Annotated in this window: 18 protein-coding genes; 13 read left to right on the plus strand and 5 right to left on the minus strand. The window is 71.6% G+C overall.

The annotated features are described in order from the left end of the window. Positions 1-38 precede the first annotated feature (38 nt). Positions 39-1,808: an arginine--tRNA ligase gene (gene argS, locus B9S64_RS13940; RefSeq protein WP_103493857.1), complete on the plus strand. Its 1,770-nt coding sequence runs from the start codon at positions 39-41 to the stop codon at positions 1,806-1,808. A gap of 141 nt (positions 1,809-1,949) precedes the next feature. On the opposite strand, the gene B9S64_RS13945 is transcribed toward argS, so the two are convergent. Further along, on the minus strand, positions 1,950-3,143 hold the full coding sequence (locus tag B9S64_RS13945; protein WP_258038085.1) for a phosphatidylserine/phosphatidylglycerophosphate/cardiolipin synthase family protein: 1,194 nt from the start codon (positions 3,141-3,143) through the stop codon (positions 1,950-1,952). A gap of 209 nt (positions 3,144-3,352) precedes the next feature. Next, entirely contained in the window at positions 3,353-4,852 is a 1,500-nt protein-coding gene (locus tag B9S64_RS13950) for a helix-turn-helix transcriptional regulator (protein ID WP_103493856.1), read from the minus strand. A gap of 382 nt (positions 4,853-5,234) precedes the next feature. Here B9S64_RS13950 and B9S64_RS13955 point away from each other — a divergent pair, with 382 nt between their 5' ends. From B9S64_RS13955 to B9S64_RS13965, 3 genes are all read left to right on the plus strand, one after another. After that, positions 5,235-5,996 (plus strand): DUF4232 domain-containing protein, encoded by a 762-nt coding sequence (locus tag B9S64_RS13955; RefSeq protein WP_103493855.1) that lies wholly within the window; start codon positions 5,235-5,237, stop codon positions 5,994-5,996. 213 nt (positions 5,997-6,209) lie between these two features. Beyond that, positions 6,210-7,331 (plus strand): tetratricopeptide repeat protein, encoded by a 1,122-nt coding sequence (locus B9S64_RS13960; protein ID WP_103493854.1) that lies wholly within the window; start codon positions 6,210-6,212, stop codon positions 7,329-7,331. 116 nt (positions 7,332-7,447) lie between these two features. Continuing rightward, positions 7,448-8,479 (plus strand): polyprenyl synthetase family protein, encoded by a 1,032-nt coding sequence (locus B9S64_RS13965; protein ID WP_103493890.1) that lies wholly within the window; start codon positions 7,448-7,450, stop codon positions 8,477-8,479. Positions 8,480-8,538: 59 nt separating this feature from the next. On the opposite strand, the gene B9S64_RS13970 is transcribed toward B9S64_RS13965, so the two are convergent. Then, positions 8,539-8,940, minus strand: a complete 402-nt coding sequence (locus B9S64_RS13970; RefSeq protein WP_103493853.1) for an ATP-binding protein — start codon at positions 8,938-8,940, stop codon at positions 8,539-8,541. Positions 8,941-9,091: 151 nt separating this feature from the next. Between B9S64_RS13970 and B9S64_RS13975 the strand changes: the two genes are divergently transcribed. The 8 genes from B9S64_RS13975 to B9S64_RS14010 all read left to right on the plus strand — a co-directional run bounded on the left by B9S64_RS13975 (position 9,092) and on the right by B9S64_RS14010 (position 15,613). Beyond that, positions 9,092-9,877 (plus strand): helix-turn-helix transcriptional regulator, encoded by a 786-nt coding sequence (locus tag B9S64_RS13975; protein WP_103493852.1) that lies wholly within the window; start codon positions 9,092-9,094, stop codon positions 9,875-9,877. Then, positions 9,874-10,113, plus strand: a complete 240-nt coding sequence (locus B9S64_RS13980) for a DUF397 domain-containing protein (protein ID WP_103493851.1) — start codon at positions 9,874-9,876, stop codon at positions 10,111-10,113. The genes B9S64_RS13975 and B9S64_RS13980 overlap by 4 nt, the downstream gene beginning before the upstream one ends. A 130-nt stretch (positions 10,114-10,243) precedes the next feature. After that, positions 10,244-11,521, plus strand: a complete 1,278-nt coding sequence (locus B9S64_RS13985; protein ID WP_103493850.1) for a choice-of-anchor A family protein — start codon at positions 10,244-10,246, stop codon at positions 11,519-11,521. Between the two features lie 362 nt (positions 11,522-11,883). Then, complete coding sequence (locus tag B9S64_RS13990) at positions 11,884-13,107, plus strand: AAA family ATPase (protein WP_103493849.1); 1,224 nt, start codon at positions 11,884-11,886, stop codon at positions 13,105-13,107. Positions 13,108-13,181: 74 nt separating this feature from the next. Further along, positions 13,182-13,778 carry a hypothetical protein gene (locus B9S64_RS13995; RefSeq protein WP_103493848.1) on the plus strand — a complete coding sequence of 199 codons (597 nt, stop codon included), beginning with the start codon at positions 13,182-13,184 and terminating at the stop codon, positions 13,776-13,778. A gap of 151 nt (positions 13,779-13,929) precedes the next feature. Further along, positions 13,930-14,718 (plus strand): DUF4253 domain-containing protein, encoded by a 789-nt coding sequence (locus tag B9S64_RS14000; protein WP_103493847.1) that lies wholly within the window; start codon positions 13,930-13,932, stop codon positions 14,716-14,718. Positions 14,719-14,766: 48 nt separating this feature from the next. After that, complete coding sequence (locus B9S64_RS14005) at positions 14,767-15,117, plus strand: hypothetical protein (RefSeq protein ID WP_103493846.1); 351 nt, start codon at positions 14,767-14,769, stop codon at positions 15,115-15,117. An 88-nt stretch (positions 15,118-15,205) separates the two neighbouring features. Further along, positions 15,206-15,613, plus strand: coding sequence for an SRPBCC family protein (locus B9S64_RS14010; protein WP_103493845.1), 408 nt, complete (start codon positions 15,206-15,208; stop codon positions 15,611-15,613). Between the two features lie 8 nt (positions 15,614-15,621). Here the strand turns inward: B9S64_RS14010 and B9S64_RS14015 are convergent, their stop codons facing one another. After that, positions 15,622-16,710: a winged helix DNA-binding domain-containing protein gene (locus B9S64_RS14015; RefSeq protein ID WP_103493844.1), complete on the minus strand. Its 1,089-nt coding sequence runs from the start codon at positions 16,708-16,710 to the stop codon at positions 15,622-15,624. Further along, positions 16,707-17,129: a VOC family protein gene (locus B9S64_RS14020; RefSeq protein ID WP_103493843.1), complete on the minus strand. Its 423-nt coding sequence runs from the start codon at positions 17,127-17,129 to the stop codon at positions 16,707-16,709. The genes B9S64_RS14015 and B9S64_RS14020 overlap by 4 nt, the downstream gene beginning before the upstream one ends. 229 nt (positions 17,130-17,358) lie before the next feature. Here B9S64_RS14020 and B9S64_RS14025 point away from each other — a divergent pair, with 229 nt between their 5' ends. Beyond that, positions 17,359-18,339, plus strand: coding sequence for a YafY family protein (locus B9S64_RS14025; RefSeq protein WP_103493842.1), 981 nt, complete (start codon positions 17,359-17,361; stop codon positions 18,337-18,339). Positions 18,340-18,385: the final 46 nt, after the last annotated feature.

Here is an 18,385-nt window from a genome sequence, read left to right on the forward strand (position 1 = left end):
AACGATCCCTCATCCCCTACCGAAACGGCAGCCGGCTCATGGCCTCGGTCCCTTCCCTCGCTTCCACGCTCCAGCAGCAGCTGGCGGACGCCCTGACGGCAGCACTGCCCGAGGCCGGCACCGCGGACCCGCTGCTGCGCCGAAGCGACCGGGCCGACTTCCAGGCCAACGGCATCCTCGCCCTCGCCAAGAAGCTCAAGGGCAATCCGCGTGAGCTGGCGGGCAAGGTCACGGACGCCCTCCCGGCGGGTCAGCTGATCAAGGACATCGAGGTCTCCGGCCCCGGCTTCCTCAACATCACGCTCACCGACCGGGCGATCACCGAGACGCTGGCCGCGCGCGCCGCCGACGGCGACCGGCTCGGCGTCCCGGTGGCCGCCGACGCGGGCACCACCGTGATCGACTACGCCCAGCCGAACGTCGCCAAGGAGATGCACGTCGGCCACCTGCGCTCGGCGGTCATCGGTGACGCGATGGTCCAGATCCTCGAATTCACCGGGGAGACGGTGGTCCGGCGCCACCACATCGGCGACTGGGGCACCCAGTTCGGCATGCTCATCCAGTATCTGTTCGAGCACCCGGGCGAGCTGGGCCACGAGGGCGGCGAGGCGGACGGCGAGGCGGCCATGTCGTCGCTGAACCGCGTCTACAAGGCCTCGCGGGTGCTGTTCGACTCCGACGAGGAGTTCAAGGCGCGCGCCCGGGACCGGGTGGTGGCCCTCCAGGCGGGCGACCCGGAGACGCTGGCGCTCTGGCAGGGCTTCGTGGACGAGTCGAAGATCTACTTCTACTCGGTCTTCGACAAGCTCGACATGGAGATCCACGACCCCGACATCGTCGGTGAGTCCGGGTACAACGACATGCTGGAGGAGACCTGCCGGATCCTGGAGGAGACAGGCGTCGCCGTCCGCTCCGAGGGTGCGCTGTGCGTGTTCTTCGACGACGTGAAGGGCCCCGACGGCAACCAGGTCCCGCTGATCGTCAAGAAGACCAACGGCGGCTACGGCTACGCGGCCACCGACCTCTCCGCGATCCGCGACCGGGTCCAGAACCTCAAGGCCGACACCCTGCTGTACGTGGTGGACGCCCGGCAGTCCCTCCACTTCAAGATGGTCTTCGAGACGGCCCGGCGGGCCGGCTGGCTCAACGACGACGTCACGGCGCACCAGCTGGCCTTCGGCACGGTCCTGGGCAAGGACGGCAAGCCGTTCAAGACCCGTGAGGGTGTCACCGTCCGGCTGGAGGACCTGCTGGACGAGGCCGTCGAGCGGGCCACCGCGGTGGTGCGCGAGAAGGCCGAGAAGGTGGGCCTGACCGAGGACGAGATCGTGGAGAACGGCCGGTACGTCGGTGTCGGCGCCGTGAAGTACGCGGACCTGTCCACCTCGGCGGTGCGGGACTACAAGTTCGACCTGGACCAGATGGTGTCGCTGAACGGCGACACCTCGGTCTACCTCCAGTACGCCTACGCCCGTATCCGGTCCATCCTGCGCAAGGCGGGCGAGGCGAAGCCGGTCGCGCACCCGGAGCTGGAGCTGGCCCCGGCCGAGCGCGCCCTCGGCCTGCACCTGGACCAGTTCGGCGCGGTCCTGGCCGAGGTGGCCGAGGGGTACGAGCCGCACAAGCTGGCCGCGTACCTCTACCAGCTGGCCTCGCACCTGACCACGTTCTACGACCAGTGCCAGGTGCTCAGCGACGACAACCCGGCCCCGGTCGTGGAGAACCGGCTGTTCCTGGTCGAGCTCACCGCCCGCACCCTGCACCAGGGCATGCGGCTGCTCGGCATCCGGACGCCCGAGCGCCTCTGATCCGGGCCCGTCCCGTCCCGGGGCCCCCGGCACGCACCGGACGCACCAGCGGCGTCCCCACCGTGTCGGGGGCCTCGGCCGTGCCGGGGCCCTGGCGCCTCCCGGGGCTCTGGCGCCTCCCGTCCCCTGGCGCCTCCCGCGTCACAGCCAGCGGCGGATCGGCTGGACGGCGGCCTCACGCATCCGCTGCACCGGTGAGCGGCGCCGCCACCGGGCTCCGTCGATCTGCTCGCTCCGGGCCCGGTCCTCCTCGAAGTGCCCGTCCAGGGTCGCGGTGAACTCCGGGTCCAGCACCGCCAGCATCACTTCCTCGTCGTGGTCGAGGGAGCGGCGGTTGAAGTTGGTCGAACCGATCAGCGCGGCGACGCGGTCCACCGTGAGCGTCTTGGTGTGCATCATCGTCGGCTGGTACTGGTGGATCCGCACACCGCAGGCGAGGAGGTCCTCGTAGTGGTGCTGCCCCGCCAGCTGGCAGACCCGCTTGTCGGTGTGCGGGCCCGGCAGCATGATCTCCACGTCCACCCCGCGCCGGGCGGCGGCGCAGAGCAGCCCGATGAAGTACGCGTCGGGCGCGAAGTACGCGGTGGTCAGCCGCACCCGCTCCTCGGCGGACTCCAGCACGACCCGGAGCAGGGTCTGCATGTCCTGCCAGCCGAAACTGGCCGAGCCGCGCACCACCTGCACGATCGCGTCACCCTCCGGTTCGAGGGCGACGAACCGGTCCCGCTCGTCGAACAACTCCGTATGGCACTCGGCCCAGTTCTGCGCGAACGCCGCGGCGAGGCCGTCCACCGCCGGCCCTCGCACCCGCACATGGGTGTCGCGCCACTCGTGCTCGTCGCGGGCGTCGCCGCACCACTCCTCGGCGATGCCGACCCCGCCGGTGAACGCCGTCCGCTCGTCGGTGATGAGGACCTTGCGGTGGCAGCGGTGGTTCTGTTTGAGGGGCGACAGGTACAGCGGCTTGCGGAACCAGGCCACCTGCACCCCGGCCGCCTCCATCATCGCCAGCTGGTCCTTCTCGATGAGCCGGCTGCCGAACCCGTCCAGCAGCAGCCGCACCCGCACCCCGGCACGGGCCCGCTCCGACAGGGCCTCCGCGAAGTCGCGGGCTATCGCTCCCCGCCAGTACACGAACGTCATCATGTCCACGGTGTGCTCCGCGGCCCGGACGGCGTCCAGCATCGCGGCGAAGATCTCGTCCCCGTTGCGGAGCGGGAGCAGCGCGTTGCCCTCGGTCGCCGCGATCCCGATGAGGCGTTCGAGCCGTCGCCGCAGGCGCAGGGTGCGCTCCGCGTGGACGGCCGCCTCCGGGGTGTCGGGCGTCTCCGGTATGCCGGGCGTCACCCGTGTGTCGGGCGCCTCCGATATGCCAGGCGTGTGCGGTATGCCGGGGCCGTCCGGGGTGCCGGGCGCCTCGTCGTCCACCGGTCTCTCGTCTGTGGGACTGGACAATCTCTCACCTGCTCGGGCCGATGCCGGACGGGACCGGCGCTTCCCGGTCCCCTGTGCTCCGGAACTCCTCGTACCCCGCTCGCGGCCGGTCAGCTCTCCGGATTCACCCACTGGGCGATGTCGGGGCGGTAGAGGTACTCGGGCCGCGCGGCGATGCTGCTCGTCCGGAACGGCCGGCCCTGGTCGTCGATGCGCAGGACCCCGCTCCGTCCGCCGCTGGTCCACTCCAGCTCCAGGTACCAGGTGACGTCGTGCCCCTCCACGTGCGCGTCGAGGTGGAACACCTCCACGTCGGTGGAGCTCACCTGGTACGGGAAGTCCTTCGCGGGGACCACAGAGTCTCCCTGTTGCCCCGCCACCGGTGCGGGGCGCGGCTGCCCGTCGTCCAGGTCCACGTCGAAGGACTGGGGTGTGATCCCGCTCCCGCAGCCCTCCCCCATGGAGTACGCGGACCAGGCGAGCGCCGGTTCACGCGCCAGTACCCGCACATGCAGCGCGCCGAGCACGACCGCCTCACGCGAGGTGCCCTGGACGGTGAGCGCCAGCCTCATGGCACCCCCGTCCACCGCTTTCAGGCGCCTCGCCCAGTCTCGCGTGCTCTGGGGCGGAGGCGGCGGCGGTACGTCGTCCGGCTCCTGGTCGAGCAGGTAGTACTGCCCGCAGGGGGCCTCCCAGTTGTAGGAACTGATGGTGGCGTGCACGGGGACGCCCCCGTTCTTCGCCCCACCGTCCCCGCCCTGCCCGGCGGTGCCGCCGGATGACGGGGAGGGGCCGGCGGACTCGCTGTCCGCAGGGACCGGCGAGCCGGACGTCCGGTCGGGCGACGGGGAGGCGCTGATGCTCGGGCCGGTGCTCGTGTCCGGCGGGACCAGCGTGGCGGCGAGGGTCGTCCGGGGGCGCACCTCGTCGGCCGGGTCCTCCTGGGTGAGGCCGTGTACGGCCACGACGGCGGGCACGGTGAGCGCCACGACGGCCACGGCGGCGAGCAGCACCCGGCTCCGCCCGGACCAACGCCGCCGGGACCCCGGCGGCGGCGCCGTGACGACACGGCTCTCGGGCGTCACGTCCTTGGCCGTCACGTCCTCGGCCGCCGCTTCCCTGGCCGTCACTTCCCCGGCCGCAGGAACGGCGTCGGGGTCGGCGTCGGGGTGGGCCTCGGGATCGGGGACGGCCCCGGAGTCGGCCCCTGCCCCTGCCTCGGGCTCGGCCACGGACGCGGGGTCGGGGGCGGGGGCAGGGTCGGGATCGGATCCGGCCACAGCCGCGCCCCCGGCCTTGGAACCGCCCCCGGACCCAGCCCCGGCCCCCGCCGCACCCCCCGGCTCCGGCTTCCGCGCCCCCCGCCGCTTCGCCTCGTCGGCCAGGATCCACTTCCGGTGCAGGGCCACCAGCTCGTCGCCCGAGGCCCCGCACACCCGCGCGAACCGCTCGACCGGCGCGTAGTCATGGGGAACGGCGTCGCCGTTGCAGTAGCGGTGCACCGTCGACGTGCTCATGTGGAGCTTCCGGGCGAGCATCCCGTAGCTCAGCCCCGATCGCTCCTTGAGCCCGCTCAACTCCGCCGCGAAGTCCTGGATCTCCGTACCCACCCCGACCGTCTCTCCCTCTGTTCCATCCCGGAACGGCGTTCCAGGGAGGCATTGTTCCCCCAGGTCAGAGGGTGTTCCACCGTTCCCGCGTCCCGTGCCGCCCGGCGGTCGTTGCCAACCGGTCCGGGCCCCGCACAGGATGTGGACACACCACCGAGGACCACACCGTCCCACCGAGGAGACGCCGTGCGTACCCGCTTCGACCCGATCCTGACGGACGTGATCGCCGCAGGTGTGCTGATCGCCTCCACGGCGACGCTCCTCACACTCCTGTGGCGTCTCTGACCACACGTCACCACCCAGTACATCCGGCAGGACCCCGGCGCGCCAAACGGCGCCCCGGTGACCTCACGAACACCATCTGAACGGGGAGAACCACCTCATGCGCACCCTTCGCCTCCACCGCACCGCCCGTACCTCCGCCCTGGCCACGGCCGCCGTGCTGGCCGCGCTCTCGCTGACCGCCTGTGGGGGCGGCGACTCCTCGGCGGCGGGCACTCCCGCCCCGGTGAGTGATGCCCCGTCCCCGCAGCCGGCGAACGACGCCAAGGCACCCGCCGAGCAGGGCAAGGACGCGGCGGGCTCCACCACCTCGCCGGACACCGGTTCCGCCCCTGACTCCGCTGACTCCGCTCCGGCCGCCGCGACGAAGAAGGACTCCGGCTCGACGCACGCCGAGCCCGCCGCGAACACGAGCAAGGGCGGCGACAGCGGCGTCGTCACCCTCGCCTGCCACGGCGGCAACTCCAAGGTGACGCTCAAGCCCGTGACCCGTCCCCTCAACCACATGCTCCTCACCGTGACGAACACCGGCTCGAAGTCCTGCAACGCGTACGGCTATCCCGCCGTGCGCTTCGGCGAGGCCCAGGCCGTCCCCCCGGTCTACGAGGAGAGCAAGCCGCAGGCCGTCGTCACCCTCTTCCCGGGCGAGTCCGCGTACGCCGGTGTCATGACCAACTCCGCCGACGGCAGCGGCACGGGCGGCTACTCCACCAAGAACCTGACCGTCTACTTCCAGGGCCGCGACCTCTCGGGCTCCACCGGTCAGGGGGCGAAGGTGCCGCTCAGCGAGAAGGTGTACGTGGACAGCACCCTGACCGTCACCTACTGGCAGGCCGACATGGCCGACGCCCTCATGTACTGAGCCCCCCAACGCCCTTGGGCGGAGCCCCGGTCGGCAGCGATGCCGGCCGGGGCTCCCCCGTGCGTCCCGTACGTCCGACTGAGGAGATGACGGCCTGTCACGTAGCCCTTGGGACGGACCGACGACCAGTACGGAGAGGGATTCGCCCGGCCCCCTCCCCCTCGTACGGTCGTCAACGACCACGAACGACCGACGACGTGCGCACACGGTGGGATGACACACGTGACACAACAGGAAACGGTTCGGGGAGAAGCGCCGCAGGACAAGGCGTTCGCTCCCGAGTACCAGGGGGCTCTGGGCTCACTCTCGGTGAACGCGTCGCTCACCGAGGTACGGGCGAGAGGGATCGAGGAACTGCGGGCGGCGGAGGCGGCCGGGGACGGGCCGGAGATGGCGCGGTGCGGGCTCGCCGTGGCGGAGGCCTGCCGGCGGCTGGGCCGCAACGAGGAGGCCGACCGGGCGTGGAAGGCCAGCTACCGCGCGGCCCGCTCCGCCGGGGACGTCGGCGCCATGGCCTGGGCGCTGTGGAGCGGCGGCACGCTCGCCCGGCAGCGCGGCGCGCTGCCCCTGGCCTACCGGCTGCTCCGACTGGCGGCCGAACTGGGGGAACGCGGCGGCGACATCGTCGTACGCGGCTACTCGCTCGCCGGGCTCGCCGAGACCGGGCGCATCCAGGGCGACTACCAGGCCGTGGGCGAACTCCACGAGAAGCTGCTCGCGGAGGCCCGCAGGCGCGGCGAGGCCCGGCACACGGTGTGGGCCCTGGAGGGCATCGCCCAGATGCACCGCAACACCGGCTCGTACGACAAGGCGCTGGCCCTCTTCGAGGAGGCGGCGGAGACGGCCGGCAGGGCGGACGACCGACGGGGCCGGGCCTGGGCCCTGCGCGGCATAGCCGACGTGCTGTCCGTCCGGGACGGTGACACCGACCGCGCGCTGGAACTGCTCTCCGAGGCCGAGGAATACTGCCGCGAGATGCGGCTGTCCAGCGCCCTCGCCTACAACCACAAGATGCGCGGCAACGTCCTCTACCGGGCGGCCCGGTACGCGGAGGCACGGGAGAACTACGCGCTGGCGCTGGAGGAGTTCCGCGCGATGGACGAGTCACGGGGGATCGCGCTCTCCCGGCTCGGCCTCGCCAAGGCGCTCGCCCGCCTCGGCCGCGCCCCGGCCGCGACGGTGGCCGAACTCGCCGATCTGCGCCGCGCCCTGGGGCTGCTGGGCCTGCGCCACGCGGACGACATGATCGACCGCGCGGCGACCGAACTGGGGGTGGGGCCGGTCCCGCAGGACGGCCCACCGCTGTCCCTGGGCACAGAGGCGGCCCTGCGATGACCCCCGCCGCCGTCACCCGCGCCACCGGGACGGGCGGCACCCATGACGGCACCGGCGGCGCACACGACGGACCGGCCCGCACCACCCGGACGCCCCCGGCCGATGCCACCGCCTCCATGACCGGACCGCCCGCGTCCCTGGCCCGCTGCCGCGCCCTGGTGCGGCCCGCGCTCGCCGACGCGGTCGGCCGCCTCCACCCGTGGCCCGGCGAGATGGCCGCGTTCTCGCTCGGCTGGAGCGACACCGGCGGAACCCCCGCCCCGGGCGCGTCCGAGGGCAAGGGCATACGCCAGGCCCTCGCCGTGCTGGCGGCCGAGGCCTGCGGGGCACCGGGCGGGAGCGCGGTCCCGGGCGCGGTCGCCGTCGAACTCGTCCACGCCTTCTCCCTCCTGCACGACGACATCATGGACGGCGACGAGACCCGGCGGCAGCGCCAGACGGTGTGGAAGGCGTACGGCACCGGGCCCGCCGTGCTCGCGGGGGACGGCCTGCTGGCCATCGCCATGGAGACCCTCGCCGAGACGCCCGGCACCTGCGGCGGCGCCGCCGTCCTGCGGCTGTCCGGGACACTGAACCTCCTGGTCCGGGGCCAGGCCGAGGACCTGCTCTTCGCGGAGCGCCCCTGGACGGGCCCCGACGCCGTGCCGACCGACGCCTACCGGACCATGGCCGAGCACAAGACCGGTTCGCTCCTCGGCTGCGCGGCCGCGCTCGGCGCCCTGCTCGCCGGGGCGCCCGACCGGACGGTCGCCGCTCTGAACCGCGCCGGACGCCACCTCGGCGTGGCCTTCCAGGCCGTGGACGACCTGCTGGGCATCTGGGGCGACCCCGCCAGAACCGGAAAGCCGGTCCACGGCGACCTGCGGCAGCGCAAGAAGACGTACCCCGTCATCGCCGCGCTCGCCTCACACGGGCCGACGGCACGCGAACTCGCCGCCCTGCTCTCCTCCCCCTGCCCGCCCGACGACGCCACCGCGGCTCGGGCGGCGGAGCTCATCGAGGCCGCCGGTGGCCGCACCGCCACCCTGACCGAGGCCCACCACCACCTCGACGCCGCCCGCGCCTGCCTGCGTGGCGTCGCCCTGGCACCGGACGCGGTGGACGAGATCGAGGAACTGCTCGACTACCTGGCGCTCCGCACGGTGTGAGCCACGGCCGGTGGACGCGGCACGGGACGATCCCCACCACCGCGTCCACCGGCCCCGGTTCACGGCCCGGTCTTCCCGAAGGCGCACCAGACGACCTTCCCCGGGTCCCGCTCGCCCACGCCCCACCGGTCCGCGAGAGCGTCGACGAGCAGCAGGCCCCGCCCCGACTCGTCGGAGGGCTCGCGCAGAGCGGGCACCCCGCCCCCGCTGTCATGCACCTCGACCTTCAGGTCCCCCTCCTCCAGCAGCAGCCGCACCAGAAAGCCGCGCCCCGGCGGCACCCCGTGCAGCAGCGCGTTGGTCGCCAGCTCGCTCACACACAGCAGTACGTCGTCCAGCCGCGCCCCGAACCCCCAGTCGGTCACGGCCTCGCGCGCGAACTCCCTGACCACGGGCACCGACCGGCGCTCCCGCCGACAGAAGCGCTCGCGGGCCAGGGAGAGTTGCATCGTCTCGTTCATGAGCCGATTGTCACTCTCCGTTGCTAAGGTAGCGCACTACGTGAGGCCGTACAGATCCGCTGTACGGGCCGCGCACGCGTGAAGTACGTACCAGGGCGGGGAGTCGAACCGTATGCACCCCAGGAAGCGGCAGCGCAGGAACGCGTCGGCCATGAAGCTCGTAGGCAAACTCGTCGGCCTGTTCCGCGTCGCGGCCGGCCTCACCCAGGCCCAACTGGCGGAACGGGCCACCGTGCAGATGGAGACGATCGCCTCCATCGAACAGGGCCGCCGCACCCTCCTGCCGGATCTGGCCCGCCGCCTGGACGAGTTGCTGGCGACGAAGGGGGCGCTGGAGACGGCGGTGGACAACATGCCGGAGGTGGACCTGATCCCGGCATGGGCCGAGCGGTACATGGACCTGGAACGGGAGGCGCTGGCGCTGTCCTGGTACGACAGCCAGGTCATTCCCGGGCTGCTGCAAACGGAGGCGTACGCGAGAGCCGTCCTCCGCAACCGCGTGCCCGCCTTCAGCGAGGACGAGGTGAACGAGCAGGCGGCCGCCCGCCTCGAACGGCAGGACATTCTTCACCGCAAGCACCCCCCAACGATCAGCCTGGTGGTTTGGGAGGCGGCACTCCTGCTGGAACTGCTCCCACCCGAAAGCCGTGCGGAGCAGCTCCGACACCTGCACTCATGCGCCCAACTCCCCGGTGTATGCCTCCAGATCCTCCGGCTCAACAGCAAAGGCCACGCGGGCCTCGACGGCCCATTTACTCTGCTGGAGACTCCGGACCACCAGCAGGTGGCTTACTCCGAAACCCAGCGTGGCAGCCAGCTGGTATCTGACCCGAATGAGGTCAGCATCCTCGCTCAGAAATATGCGATGCTGCGAGCTCAGGCATGCAGTCCTGAGGAGACTTTGGGCCTGCTGGACCGTCTTCTGGGAGAGAGATGAGCATCGCACTGCACTGGTTCAAGTCGACCTACAGCGCCAGCGAAGGTGGGCAGTGCCTCGAAGTCGCCTACACCTGGCGTAAGTCAAGCTACAGCGGCGACGAAGGCGGTGCCTGCGTCGAGATCGCCGCACACCCCGCCGCCGTGCACGTACGGGACTCCAAGAACCCCGGGGGTCCCGCCCTCACCGTCGCCCCCACCACGTGGACCGCGTTCGCCGCGCACATCGGCGCCTGACGCCTCCACCCCCCACCCCCCGTACGCTGCGGGTTCATACATTGGTCTTGACCAATTTTCGGATATATGAGAATCATGACCGGAGTCGCCACAGAACCTTCATAACTGTTCCACAGGAGAACCACGCACCATGCGCATACCTGCAACTGCCGCCATCGCGGCGCTCGGCGGTGCCCTCGTACTCGGGCTCACCGCTGTTCCGGCCGCCCAGGCCGCCCCCGCCGCATCGGCGGACTGCACCACCGACGCCTTCGGGATCGCCGGTAAGTACGGAGAGTTCGTCCTCGGGGACAACACCCACTCCCCCGACGCCGAGGGTGCCGTGGCGGTCGGCGGAAACGCCGACTTCCGCGGGGGCTTCAGCGTCGCCAACGAGCTGTCGGCCTCCGAGGTCGACGCCCTGCCCGGCCGCGCCTCGCTCGTCGTCCGGGGCGACCTGGTCAACGGGGGCTCGGCCACGGTCGTGATGAAGGGCAACGCCGTCGTCGGCGGCGCGGTCAAGGACCGCAAGGTCGAGATGCACAACGGCACGTCCAGCCGCCAGGCCGACCTCATCGACTTCGAGGCGGAGTTCGCGAAGCTGCGTTCGTACTCCTCGGCGCTGGCCGGGGAGTCCACGACGGCCGGTGCCCAGGTGAAGCTGGACGGCCCCAAGCTGACGCTGGAGGGCGGCAACAGCGCCCGTAACGTCTTCTCGGTCTCGGCGGACCAGCTGGAGAAGGCCAAGGAGGTCTTCATCAAGGTCCCGGCGGGGGCGACGACGATCGTCAACGTCAGCGGCCAGGAGTACGACATGGCCGGTGCCCGGACGACCGGCTTCTTCCTGTCGGGCGGCCAGGACTTCGTGCTGGACGACAAGCTCCAGAGCGCGTCGGACGGCAAGATCCGGGCCAAGCTGCTGTGGAACTTCCCCGACGCCACCAAGGTCACGAAGAACAGCCAGGCCGCGTGGCCGGGCAGCGTGCTCGCACCGAAGGCCCACCTGGAGCTGGGGACCGCCGCGCCGGTCAACGGCTCGGTGTGGGTGGCGTCGCTGCACGGTTCGGGCGGGGCGGAGACGCACCACTTCCCGTTCACGGGCTGCCTCCCGGAGGTTCCGGGCACAGAGACTCCGTCGCCGAGCGAGACCCCCGGCGAGGGCACGGAGACGACGCCTCCGGCAACGGCCACCCCGTCCGCCTCGGTGACCCCGCCGTCCGAGAGCGCCACCCCGAGCGACGGGCCGTCCGAGGGCCCGTCCGAATCGGCCACCCCGGCCACCCCGGCCCCGTCCGACAGCCCGGCCGGTGGTGACCTGGCCTCGACCGGCAGCAGCGGCACGATCCCGCTGGTCATCGGCGGCGCCGCGGTCCTCGCGGCCGGCGCCGGCCTGGTCGTGCTGGCCCGCCGCCGCAAGGCCCAGGCCTGACACGACGCATGACCGATGAGTGAGGGGCGGTGGCACGTGAGACGTGCCACCGCCCTTCTACGTGACCAAAGCGGATAGGCGTGTCAGCCGCACGGTCTACGCTGCACTACGGGCTGTGGTTGCCTGAATGATCGCTACTGCCATCATCTGCTGCGGAGACCATGCGTGAAGACAGTGAAAATGACGGCTACTCCTACTCGAACTTATTGCCCACCGGCCACGCCTGAGAGTGATCCTGGGTGGTGGTCCAGCGCTGCGCGCCTTCGCCCCGACTGCGCCGGGCCACGAACACGCCACGCTTGAACCCACGCGCTCAGGACGCTTACGCCAACCGGCGATCTGCTACCCGATAGGTTCACTCCATGCCCGGCCGTCTTCTGGAACTGCACGTCGAGAACTTCCGTAGCCTTCGTGACGTGACCATCCCCCTCGGACCGCTCACCGTCCTGGTAGGTCCGAATGGGGTGGGCAAATCGAACGTACTGAAGGTTTTCGACTTCCTTGCCGCGATCATCCGGACCGATCTTCAGCCGGCACTCGATGAACGTGGCGGATTCGACGAAGTAGCTTTCTGGGGCGGCGAGAGGCCACCGACATCGATGGCGATCCGGCTCAAAGCGGACTGGACGACACATGCGAGCGTCAAAGCACCGGACGAATACTCGCTTACCATCCGCAGGCGCTCCACCCCTGGTAGCCGGGACTCCTACACCTTGTCACGCCAGGAGAGTTTCCAGTTCAAACGTACACAAGGGAGAGGGCGCCGCATCACCATTTCCGGCGACGAGGCCCGTGTCGTGGACAAGAGAGCCGGGCTGGAATCGGATGGGGGAAGTTTCGGCATCCAGCGGTTGAGCAGCGGCCTGTCCACACTTCCTCGGCTGGGGCGCTCTGATGGAGGCGAGGAGGTCACAAGAGTGGCGAGCCGTCTCTCGTCCTTCCGGGTTTTCGACGTGGACGTCGCCGCCGCTCGCCAACCGGCGCGCACCCACTCCATCAGGGCAGGCCGTCTGGAGCCTCACGCGGAAAACCTGGCTGCATTTCTCATCCGACTCAGTACGGACGAGGACCGCTGGGAACGTCTGACCCAGGACGCCCGTCGAATTCTGCCCCAACTGGATGCCGTCGAGTTCGAGCAGGTCGGCGGGTACGCGGATCAGCTTGCCGTGGTGCTTCATGAACGCGGTCTGCGCCGGCCTACACCACTCGCCGACGCTTCGTTCGGAACAGTGCGCCTTCTCGGCCTGCTGGCCATGCTCTACGACCCCCACCCTCCAGCCCTGACATGCGTGGAAGAGATCGACCACGGTCTCCACCCTCAAGCGCTTGAGCTCATCGTGGAGCGGATGAGGGAAGCCTCGATGCGTACACAGTTCATCGTGGCGACCCACTCACCGGCACTGGTCGACCGGTTGAAGCCTCAGGAGTTCATCGTTTGCGACCGGGACGAAAACGGCGCTTCCATCATCCCCGCCCTGACGACAGAGGAGATCGAGACAATCGTTGCCGAGACAGGTGACCAGCCGCTCGGGGAGTTGTGGTTCTCCGGCGTGCTCGGCGGCGATCTGACAGAGGACGAACTGTGAGTCGCAGGCGTATAGCCAAGCCTGCGAGTCGGGGGGTGGTCGTGCTTGCAGGAGAGAGTGCGAATGACCGTCGTATGCTGGCCGCATTCATCAAGGCCGCGCACCCTCGCCTGGCAGCCTCCGTCACCCTTACGGAAATCACCGACCAGGTACGGTTGCGGAAGAAAACCGGGGCCGAGCTGGAGACCGCAGCGCGGACGTTGGTAGGTAAGGCTCGCGGCAAAGCCCACCTCAAAGCCGGCGAGTTCGTGGGAATCGCTGTGCACGAGGACATGGATGCCTGCCCGGGGCCTGCCTACGACACGGCCCGCAAGGCCGTGTCGGCGGCGCTGTCCAAGGCGACCGGCACCTGCTCGTCCGCCTACGCACTTGCCGCCGCAGAGTCGGAAGCGTGGCTCCTCCTCTTCCCTGAGGCCTTTACGCTCTATCGGCCGTCGTGGAAGATTCCGGCCAAGTGGCAGGGAAGGGACAGCGGGAAACTGCGGAATCCGAAGGAGGACCTCGAAGGGCTTCTCGTCCATCCACGGTTCATGGAGCGCGACGGCCCTGAGATCGTAGCCAAAGCCTTGGGGCAGGGATTACTGGCAAGCCCTCAAGGGTCGAACCGTTCTTACGAAGAGTTCATCGCGGACATCTCCGACTGGACGGTCAGCCAACCGCCGAAGCGTTGAGTCTGCGAACACACCGTGCTGGCCCTGTTCCCACGTAGCACCGAAGTCCCCGCCGTCCGTGCCGCGTCCGACCCGTCCGGCACGCGAGGGCACGACCCGAGGCTGTGGAGCACGAGCCTGGCTGTCAGTGGCAGGGCCTAGGGTCACCGGCATGGCGACGCTTCCGAACTCCCTGCCGCACCTGGCCGCTTCGGGCCTGGACCTGCCCTCCGGCACTCTGGTGGACACCACGGACGAAGGGGTCTGGCACGAGCCGCTGCTGTGGCACGCGGACGAGACGGCCCGGCCCGGGTCGTGGCGGGCGCTGCGCGCCTCCGCTCGCCCGCTGGGTCTGCTCCCGGTGCTGGTCGACGGCGGGCGGCGCGGCCAGTGGCCGGCGCGGTGGGACCTCGCCCCCGCGAGGATGTCGTACCCCGGTGACCACGACGCGGAAGAGGTGCTGCGGGGCTTCTGGGAGGACAACGCGGGGGACGAGCTCGGCGCCGCCGACGCGAAGTGGCCCGGCCTGGCCCCGGTCCCCGAGGGCGGCGCCCCCGACGACCCGGACGTGCTGGCCGCCGAGATCGCCGACATGTTCACCGAGAGCCCCGAAGGGCCCCGGTTCCGCATGGGACTGGTCCCCGCGCGGCGGAGCGCCGACATACCTGCCGCGATCGGCTGGCAGGGCCCGCTGAACCACGAGAACGACGTGGCGCGGCTGTGCGCGGTGCTGCGCTCGTGGGAGGACCGTTTCGACATCCGGGTGCTGATCATCGGGTTCGACACCCTGGTCGTCTCGGTCGGCCGGCCCCCCACCACCCTGGAAGAGGCACGGGCCCTGGCCGAGGAGCACTTCGCGTTCTGCCCGGACACCATCGAGCAGAACCCGCCCTACGGTCTCGGCCTGTACGCCGAGCGCAACCTCCTCTCCCAGTCCACCTGGGGCTTCTGGTGGGACTGAGTACGGGCGCTCATGTGCCGGGGCGGCGGGCGGCGTTGACTCGTCCGCATGGCGAACGACCTGACCGGCACCCGCGCCCCGCACAGTTGGGTGGCGCCCCTGCTGTCCACCCTGGTGACCCTGCCCGCGGCGGGCCTCGCCCTGCTCTACGGCGGGCTGTCACCCATGGCCTGCGACTCCTGCGACGGCCCCGAGGCCGAGCGCTTCACCGATTCCTTCAACGCGGCCTGGGCCGTGCTCTGCACCGGTCTCGTGCTGTCCCTGGCGGTGCTGGTGGCGAGCTGGGTCCTGCCCTGGCGCCGGCGCCACGTCCCCGCGCGGATCCTGTTGTCGGTGGCCGCTCCCGGCACGGTCCTCGTCGCGTCCCTCGCCTTCATGGCCCTGGTCGACTGGCCCTGACCCCGTGTCCGCGGGCCGCCGGAGCGCGGGCGGCACCACCTCGGATTCGTGCGAGACCCCGGCCGCCGGGCCCGATAGCGTCTCCGCCATGAACACACCCGACTCGCCTTCCCGGCACCTCAGCGTCCACATCGACCGCACCGCCGAAGACGTCTACGCCTACGCGTCGGCTCCGGCCCATCTCCCCGAGTGGGCCTCGGGGCTGAGCAGTTCCGTGGAGGAGATCGACGGACAGTGGATCGCGGACTCGCCCATGGGGCGCGTGGTGGTCACCTTCGCCCCGAAGAACGCGTTCGGGGTGCTGGACCACGACGTCACGCTGCCCTCGGGGGAAAGGGTCCACAACCCGGTGCGGGTCATCGCCCACACCAGCGGCTGCGAGGTCGTGTTCACCCTGCGCCGACGTCCCGAGATGAGCGACGACGACTTCCGCCGCGACGCCGAAGCCGTCACCGCCGACCTCGCGGCGCTCAAGCGCGTCCTGGAGAGCGACTGATCCGCGCCTCACCCCAGCCGTACGCGGTCGCTGTCACCGTCCGACAGGAACAGGGCCAGCCGCCCGCCCTCCTCCCGGACGGCGGTCCGTTCGGCCCGGCTGAATCCTCGTAGCGGACCGACGTCCACCGTCCCCGCGTCCACGGTCCAGGTCCCGGCGACCCGGCCGTCGACCAGCACCATGCGCGCGCCCCGCACCGACAGGCCCCGGTGGGCGTCGTCGATGATCCGGCCGCGGTCCTGGTAGCCCAGGACCGCGTTGTCGAAGGCGGGCAGGAACCGCACCGGCGCCGGGGTGTCCGGGTCCGGGCGCGGCGCGTCGGGCAGGTCCAGCAGTTCCCGGCCGCGCTCGTCCCGGAAGGCGACCAGCCTGTCCCGGACCGCCGCCACCGCGGCGGGCAGTCCGGCGAGTCCGCACCAGGCCCGCAGATCGGCCGAGGCGGCGGGACCGTACGCCGCCAGATAGCGCAGCACCAGGGCCTCGCCCGCCGGGTCGGTGCCCTGCGGGGAGGGCGGGAGCGGTTCGCGGCCCAGCCAGTGGGCGAGCGGCCGGTTGCGTACCCCGGACCTCACGCGCCACAGCCCGCGCGGCGGCAGCTGGACCATCGGGACGAGGGCGGCGACGGCCATCTCGCCCAGTGCCCGGCGGCCCGGCGCGGGCCAGCGGTCGGCGAGCGCGCCCGCGATCCCGGTCATCGTGCGGGGCTCGCCGTCCGCCAGCAGGGCGCGGACCGCCGCCGCGAGCGCGTCGAGGTCCACCCCCTCCAGCTCACGGCGGTAGGTCCCCAGCACGCGCTGCCGCAGCATGGCGTCATGGCGGGCCCGCCAGGCCAGGGCGTCGTCGGCGGTGACGAGATGGACGGTGCGGCGCATCAGATGGGTGCGTACGACGCGCCGCCCGGTGAGCAGGCCGTCCAGATCCGCCGGTGCGAAACCGCGCAGCCGGGACCAGAGCCCGGTGAAGGGCTCCTGCGGCTCCTGCGCCTGGAGGCCGCACAGGTGCGCGACGGCGTCCAGGGGCGGGAGTTCCGCGCGGTCGAGGAGCAACTGCCGGGCCAGCGCGGCCCGGTTGAGCGCCCGCGTGTCCAGGGTCCTCACCTGTCGTACCCGCTCACCACGTCCAGGACCCAGACCACGCCGTACCGGTCCTTGAGCATGCCGTAGAGCGGGGCCCACGCGGAGGGGCCCAAGGGCTGGACGACGCTCGCCCCCTCCGAGAGCTTCTCCCAGTACGCCGTCACCTCCGCGGTGTCCTCGCCGCGCACGGAGACGAAGAGGGAGTTCTCGCCCTGGTCGTACGGCAGCCGCGCGGGCACGTCGTAGGCCATGACGCGGAATCCGTTCTCCGCCGCCACCTGGCCCCACATCACCTGGTTCTCCTCGTCGGGATCACTGGCTCCCCCGGCGTCCTGGTAGGTGACGACGGCGAGGTCGCCCCCGAACACCGAGCGGTAGAAGTCGAGCGCGGCGCGTGCCTCGCCCCGGAAGTTCAGATGGGTCGTGGTCGTGACGGACATGGGTGGCTCCTCGCCTCGGTCGCGGATCCCCGGTCGCGGGGCCCTCGGTCGCGGATCCCCGGTCGCGGGGCCCTCGGTCGCGGATCCCCGGTCGCGGGGCCCTCGGTCGCGGAACCCCGGGGCACGGGGCCCTCGGGAGCAGGTCACGCGGTCTCGCGTCCTGCGGTGCGCCCCACACTCGCAGGGGTAGCGGTCAGGGTGTGGCCGCTATGACGGGCAGCATGGACGCATGCCGAAGACCTCAGCCCGACTGCTCGCGCTGCTCTCCCTGCTCCAGGCCCGCCGGGACTGGCCGGGCGCGCTGCTGGCGGAGCGGCTGGACGTCAGCCCGCGCACCGTACGCCGTGACGTGGACCGCCTGCGCGAACTGGGCTACCCGGTGGCGGCCTTCAAGGGACCGGAGGGCGGATACCGGCTGGAGGCGGGCACCGAGCTGCCCCCGCTGCTCTTCGACGACGAGCAGGCCGTCGCGCTCGCCCTCGCCCTCCAGGCCGTCACGACCACCGGTGCCGGTGTCGAGGAGGCCGCCGCGCGCGCCCTGACCACGCTCCGGCAGGTCATGCCCGCGCGGCTGCGCCACCGGCTCGACACCCTCCGGGTCACGGCGGTGGCCCCGGCCACGAGCGGACGGGGCGAGCGGGCCGGCGGCGGGACGCTCATGGCGATCGGCGCCGCCGTCCACGCCCACGAGGTGCTGCACTTCGACTACACGGGAAGCGAGACGCCCCGCCGGGCGGAGCCCCACCACCTGGTCACCTATGCCGGACGCTGGTACCTCGTCGCCTGGGACCTCGACCGGGAGGACTGGCGCACCTTCCGCGCCGACCGGATCACCCCGCGCGTCCCCACCGGCCCCCGCTTCACCCCGCGCGAGGTGCCCGGGGGCGAGGTGGCGGCCTTCGTGGCCGGCAGGTTCCAGGGCGCGGAGGCCCCCGGCGACTGGCCCTGCCGGGGCGAGGTGGTCCTGCGCACCGCCGCCGCCACCGTGGCCCCCTACGTCCGGGACGGGCTCGTCGAAGCGCTCGGCCCCGACCGCTGCCGTCTCGTCCTGGGCGCCTGGTCCTGGACCGCCCTGGCCGCCGGACTCGGCAGGTTCGACGCCGACATCGAGGCCGTCGGCCCGGACGCCCTACGGGAGGCCTTCGCCCGGCTGTCCCGGCGCTACGCCGACGCGGCGACGGCCCCACGGCCCCCGGCGCCCGGACCGTGAACACCCGGACCATGACACGACGGTGAGCGGCGCCGGGCTCGCCCCC

Source organism: Streptomyces sp. SM18, assembly GCF_002910775.2.
Taxonomy (GTDB): domain Bacteria; phylum Actinomycetota; class Actinomycetes; order Streptomycetales; family Streptomycetaceae; genus Streptomyces; species Streptomyces halstedii.